This is a genomic window from Pedobacter glucosidilyticus (assembly GCF_002483235.1).
GTDB classification, from domain to species: domain Bacteria; phylum Bacteroidota; class Bacteroidia; order Sphingobacteriales; family Sphingobacteriaceae; genus Pseudopedobacter; species Pseudopedobacter glucosidilyticum_B.
On the sequence record NZ_DLHN01000041.1, the window covers coordinates 38,843 to 45,538 of the forward strand.

Sequence of the window (6,696 nt, forward strand, 5' to 3'; positions counted from 1 at the left end):
ATCAATAATACTTTTAGGTTAAAAAGTTACATTAAGACCAAAGGTATAGATAGCAGGTAAAGGGAATACTCCATTATCAGCACCTCCTCCTAAAACATCATTTATTGGCGCTTCTGGTGTATAACCTGTTGTTTTACTCCAGGTTTTGATGTTTTGACCACTTACATACATTCTTAATGATTTAACACCTATTTTTTTAATAGCGTCACTATTTAAAGTATAGCCTAATTGTACGGTACGTAAACGGAAATAATCTCCTGGTTCTAAGAAATAGCTACTAAACAAGTAGTTATTACCTCTGGTATTATCGAGAATGGGTTCTACATTAGAAGTTCCCGGACCAGTCCAAGCGTTTAACCTGTTACTTTCATAATTAAAAACTGCAAAATTGGCTGTTCTTCTTTGTGTATAAACATAGTTACCAGCAACTCCTTGGCCCTCAACTAAGAAATCAAAGTTTTTATATCCCAAAGAAAGGTTTAAACCATAATTGAAATTAGGGAAAGGATTACCTAAGTTTACACGATCGGCTGGCGTAATCACACCATCTCCATTGGTATCGGCATAAGAAATATCTCCTGGAAGCGAATCACCGAAAGCCGGAGTTCTGTCTAAATCTGCAGTTGATTGGATAATACCTGTTTGACGATATCCAAAGAAATGTCCTATAGGTTCTCCAGAAACAGTTCTATTCGCTCCATTATTACGTAAAATCTGGAAGTTAAAATTATTTCCTATAGATTCAACATTATTTTTATTGTAACTAAAATTAGGTGAGAAAGAATAAGATAGTTCTCCTAGTTTATCAGCCCAACTTAAAGCTACCTCTATACCTGTATTTTTTATAGTTCCTAAGTTAGTTTTATAATCTCCATCTAAGTTTACTAATTCAATGTCGGTAATAATATTATTGGTTGTTCTATCATAGAAAGCAATATCAGCACTTAATCTATAATCGAAAGCTTTCAATTCTAAACCAGCATCAAATCCACGTATAACTTCCCACTTAAGATTAGGATCTGGAAAATAAGCTGGCTTTACTGAAGGATAAACATTATCACCGAAAACGCCTACATCAGAAACAGATAAACCTGGCAAGAAAAGATTTTCTCCAAACCCTATAGCATTACCTAAAGTACCCCAAGAAGTTTTAAACTTTAAAAAGTCAATTTTATCGATGTTAAAGAAGTCTTCTTCACTTGCTACCCATCCTAAACCTACGCTACCAAAAGTACCCCATCTGTTAGCCGGAGCGAATTTAGAAATACCATCTCTTCTTATGGATAAATTAACCAAATACTTATTATCATAAGCATAATTTACCCTACCAAAATAAGAGAGCTGTGCAGACTCTGCGCCATTACCAGCTTCGATATTTGGACTTGGATTAGAGTTATTTACAATGTCTAAATACCAATAATCTGGATTATTTGGAATGTTTAGCGAGGTATCTCTTCTAGTAACTCTTAATAGCGCACTTCCAGTATAAAGTGTACTAAAACCAGCTAAAGCTGTAACTTTATGTTTTTCTATAGTTTTATCAAAAGTTAAGGTATGATCTTGTTGATATTTTCTAAACTCATTTTGCCCTTGAGTAACTGATGTACGAACATTTCTATCAACTACTGTTTCTGTAACACCTGTGCCTTCGCCTAAATTTATAATTCTATTTGCTAATGGCGAATAACGCCTTATCCCGTTGAAAGATAAGTCTGTATAGAAGCTAGAACGCCATGTGAAGTTTTTTAAGAATTTTATTTCCCCAAATATATTTCCTACTACACGGTAACCTTTATTAACCTCATTACCATCATTTCTATACAAAGTAGCAATTGGGTTTCCAACTTGTGCTCTTTGGAAAGATGGCATACTGTAGAAAGTATTTTCATCTGCTTGTACAGGTACAATTGGTGCGGCCCATAATGCATTATTTAATCCTATATCCGAAGGATTTCTTATATAATGTGATCCTACAATATCACCTCCAACTTTTATATTATCATTAATTCTAATCTCTTCATTAAAACGTACATTAAAACGTTGAAAATTGGTATTTCTTAAAACACCTTCTTGATTATTATATCCAATGCTTAATAAGGTAGTTGTTTTTTCTCCACTATTTGATATACTTAAATTGTGGTTTTGCATAGCCGCAGTTTTAAAAACTAAATCCTGCCAATCTGTATTAGCTGTATAATTAGTTGTGTCAAATGCTGCCGCATTTAAATTTCTTAATTGTGCAGCATATAATCTTTTAAAACCTGTTGCATCTACTACATCAATTCTATTGGGTACGATTTGGATACCAGCAGAGCTTTGTAAAGAAATTCTGGTTTGGCCTTTAGCTGCTCTTTTTGTTGTTATAACGATAACCCCATTACCACCTTGCACCCCAAAAATAGCAGTTGAAGAAGGGTCTTTTAATACTTCAATACTTTCAATGTCACCCTGGTTTACGTAGTCTATATTGGTTTGGATAACTCCATCAACCACATAAATGGGATCAGCAGAACTAGAGTTAGTACTATTAACACCTCTAATTCTTACCGTTGGTTGAGAGCCTGGAGTACCGTTATTTACAATGGTTAAACCAGCTACTTTACCTTGTAGGGAAGATATAGGATTTACGTTTGGAGACTTCTCTATATCCTCTCCTTTAATAGAAGTAATAGATCCTGTTAAGTCTCTTTTTCTTTGCGTACCGTAACCAATGACAACTACTTGTTCAAGACTTTGCGAAGACTCTGTTAATGTAGCATTGACAACTGTACGATTGTTAATTGCAATTTCCTGAGTAGCATAACCCAGATAAGTAAATACTAAGGTTCCATTTGAAGGGACATTTATGGTGTAATTCCCTTGAGCGTTTGTCTGTGTAGCAATGTTAGAACCTTTTAACAATACTGCTACCCCTATCAGTGGTTCTCCATTGGCATCAGAAACTTTACCTGTTACACTAAGGTTCTGTCCAAAGGATGATAAACTGAACGAGAAAAGACATAGAAATAGTAAAATCTTTCTTTTCATAATTTAGTTAGTTGTGAAATTATTTAATTGGTTTTTTGGTATCACAAACTTCAGTCTATTTCTTTGATTGGCAAAGAAAATCACCTCTACATTACTACATCAAACTAAAGAAAGAGTTTTTTATGTAAGGTAAAAATTGGCTTTTTTAAAGCTAAAAACACGGTTTAAAGATTACAAGAGCAATTTTAACACTACATCATAGCAGTACTTTTACAAGCACAAGAAATATGATTAAATAAATACCATGAGAGGTAATGATGTAGTACTAAAGTTCTATCAAAAATTCTACTAAATTTTTATCATGCGGTATGTTTAGTTTTTTACGCAAACGGTATCTCCTAATCTCTACACCTCGTACACTAATGTTTAATAAAGAGGCCATTTCTTTACTACTCATATTTAGTCTTAAATAGGCACAAAGCTTCAAATCATTTGGAACCAAATCGGGATGATTGTGCTTTAATTTCTTAAAGAAATTCTCATGAGTTTCATTAAAACTAGTTTCAAACAAATTCCAGTCGCGTTCATCACTCATACCATCATCTATAACCTTTTGTATTTTTCTAAGTTGTTCTTCAGACAGTCTTTTACCTGTATCATCTTTTAGGTTAGAGAGTTCATGTTTTATTTTCTGAAGTAACTCATTCTTGTAAACAATATTCATGGCAGAATTGGTAACTTCTCTACTCTTACTTTCAAGCTCGGCCTGTAATTTTTCATTTTTAAGCTTAATCATCCTTTGCTCGTTTGCCAAGGCTTCACGTTTAAGGTGCTCTTCTTTTTCTTGTTGAAGCTGTTGTTTGATATGCTCTTGATGTTTGATAAGTTTTCTGAAATACCATTTTCTTACCAGATAAACAGCCATAATCAGTAAAATTAAATAAACAAAAAGAGCTGTTTTAGTAACATAAAATGGAGGTAAAACTTCAAACTCAAAAACTGTTTCTGGTGTAATAATGGTTTCATTAATTTTTGCCCTAACTTTAAATCTATAAGTACCGAAACTTAAATTAGTAAAGTCTTTTTGCGATTGACTAGACCACTCAGACCAATCATCAGAAAAACCTTCTAAATAATATTGATATTGAATATTTGCCTGCCTGTAATAAGGTAAGGCATAGTTTATTCTGATGCTACTTTCAGCAGCCGATATCTCAATATTTTTACTGAGTGAGCCACTACCTGTAATTAAAAAATTAGAGCCGGTAATATTGGTTATCTTTCCTATAACTACAGATGGGATTTTAGGCTGTTGCTCTTTACTTTCTTGATTGTAAAGCACAAAGCCATCATCAACACTAATGAGGTATAAATTACTGTTGATTTTGGAGATGTTTTCATAATCCTGAACCATCCTCCCATCTAAAACACTAAACTTATTAGAGTCGATTTTAACTTCTCCTGCATCTTTAAAGTTTACTAAAGCAACTCGTCCGTGGTCTATAAACCAATATAAGTTATCACTTGCTTTAATAACTTTGTTTGATTTTGCGTAAGATCCTAAATTTTGGTTAAGCTCTTGGTAGCGCTTAAATTTATCTGTGATCTCATCGTAAACATAAAATCCTTTTTCTGAGGAAAAAATGATGCGACCATCTAAATTAAAGATATTGATGCCATAACTAGATGGCAAACCATCTTTCTCGCTGTAGTTTTTAAGTTTGGTAACTCGCTTTAAATCTCCACTTAAATTAATCTTAAATACACCTTTATAAGCTTGGCTTACCCAGATATTACCTTTAATATCTTGTTCTACATACCTAGAAGGCTCGCCAAAACCATCAATTTTATGAGAAAATTGGTAAGTATTAGCTGGTGTTTGGTTATAAATCACCAAACCTGTATAAGTACCCTGAATAAGTTTATCAGCAAGTAAAGGCATTTTCTTTAAAGTCCAACCTCCGTTTACTGCTGATATTCTTGTGATATTAGCTCCGCTTACTATAAAAGTTCCAGAGTTATGACCGCAATACAACTCACCGTTGATAACGGCAAGCTCCCAAACCTGTCCCTGCGAATTAGGGATAAGCTGAAAATTAAACTTCTGCATTTTTCCGCTTGCATCCCAATTGCTGTAAAACAAACCTTGATTGGTTCCTAAATAAATCTTTCCGCCGTAAATGATACTGGAATAAACCGTTCCGAAAACACCTGCTTTATCAAAATAAAAAGATAAAGGCGAGTTTAATTCTATTCTGTCAATACCATTATCTAAACCTGCCCAAAGGTTTTGTGCATCATCTAAAAACAAACTTAAAACGGTATTATTTTGTAGTCCGCTTGACTTATTTATATGCTGAACAATATTACCCGCTTTATCTATCACTACTACCCCATCTAAAATGGTTCCGAAGGCATAATACTGTTCTGATATTTTTACGCCATTATTGAGTTGCGCTACTTTTAAAAAATCGCTTGCCTGAACTTTCCAAGGTATTATTTTATTACCATCGTATAAGAACAAACCACTTTTAGACGTCCCTATCAAAGACAAACCATTACCAAAAGGCAATACAGATAATATGGCACTACCATTTAAAATTTCACTACCAGTAACATAATTTAATTGCTTTCCATTTAACTCATGTAAGCCTTTTTTTAGCTCCTCAACAAAAAAACGTTTTCCAGATTGCAGCAAAAACAAGTATGGATTTGCAGAACGTACAACCTCTATCTTACCTGCTTCATAAATTAAAATAGCTGCAAATGATTGAAATAAAATGCGGTTACCATCTATATAGATTTTCCAAATCTCATCATTAAGCTTAAAATTTTTGGGTATTAAATGGGTTAGCGATTGGTATTTTAAAATAGCTTTATCATTATATGTCCAATAACCTAGCTCGCCAAAAGCACCAGTAAATATTTTACCTTTTTTATCAGCCGCTACAGAACGTACGATAAGTTTATTGGGTAAACGGTGTAATTGCCAAGACCGTCCATCAAAAGATAACAATCCCTCTGAGTTACCGTAGTACATGATGTTTCGCTCGTCTTTAGTAATGCCCCAATTTTGATTACCTGCTTGATAAACAGCTTTCGCATAATTCTCTATATAAGGCACTCCAATTTTTTGTATCTCAGCAAAAACAATGGAAATAATAAAAAGATAATATAAAATAAATGCTACAAAAGACTTTAGCATGGCTATTCTGTTTATATTTAGAAGATAAAATACTTTAACACAATGGTCGTTTCTTAAATAAATTAAAAACTGCCTTTGTTTTAATATTATTGATTATGAAATCTAAATTACTGATATTTTTTGCTTTCCTTGCCTTCATAGGCAAACTAAGCGTTGCCCAAACTTATACCACCGGAACTTTTAATATCAGGTTGGATACCGAGGCTGATAAAGAGAACCAATGGAAAAATAGAGCCGCAGTTGTTAGTCAGTTAATTGAGTTTCATGATTTTGATATTTTAGGTACGCAAGAAGGCTTTCATCATCAATTACAAGATATTTTAAAAGCTTTACCACAATATGCTGTTTACGGTAAAGGCAGAGATGATGGTAAACAAGCTGGCGAGCACTCGGCTATCCTCTACAAAAAAGATAAATTTGAACTTTTAGCTCAAGGCGATTTTTGGTTATCAGAAACACCAGAAACACCTTCTTTAGGCTGGGATGCTAAATGTTGTAAACGTATTTGCTCTTGGGTTTATTTA

General features: G+C 33.5%; 2 protein-coding genes and 1 pseudogene. 1 reads left to right on the plus strand and 2 read right to left on the minus strand.

Annotated elements, in window-relative coordinates; all coding sequences use genetic code 11:
* Positions 1–18: 18 nt before the first annotated feature.
* Together B2745_RS16890 and B2745_RS16895 are read right to left on the minus strand one after the other, a co-directional pair.
* On the minus strand, positions 19–3,027 hold the full coding sequence (locus B2745_RS16890) for a SusC/RagA family TonB-linked outer membrane protein (RefSeq protein WP_304069054.1): 3,009 nt from the start codon (positions 3,025–3,027) through the stop codon (positions 19–21).
* A gap of 265 nt (positions 3,028–3,292) precedes the next feature.
* Positions 3,293–6,172 carry a triple tyrosine motif-containing protein gene (locus tag B2745_RS16895; RefSeq protein WP_304069055.1) on the minus strand — a complete coding sequence of 960 codons (2,880 nt, stop codon included), beginning with the start codon at positions 6,170–6,172 and terminating at the stop codon, positions 3,293–3,295.
* Between the two features lie 95 nt (positions 6,173–6,267).
* On the opposite strand from B2745_RS16895, the pseudogene B2745_RS16900 reads away from it, so the two are divergent.
* Positions 6,268–6,696: pseudogene (locus tag B2745_RS16900) on the plus strand (endonuclease); the annotation flags it as partial.

Coding starts and splice junctions, on each gene's coding strand:
- B2745_RS16895 (WP_304069055.1), bottom strand. CDS start 6,172: ATGCTAAAGTCTTTTGTAGCATTTATTTTATATTATCTTTTTATTATT.
- B2745_RS16890 (WP_304069054.1), bottom strand. CDS start 3,027: ATGAAAAGAAAGATTTTACTATTTCTATGTCTTTTCTCGTTCAGTTTA.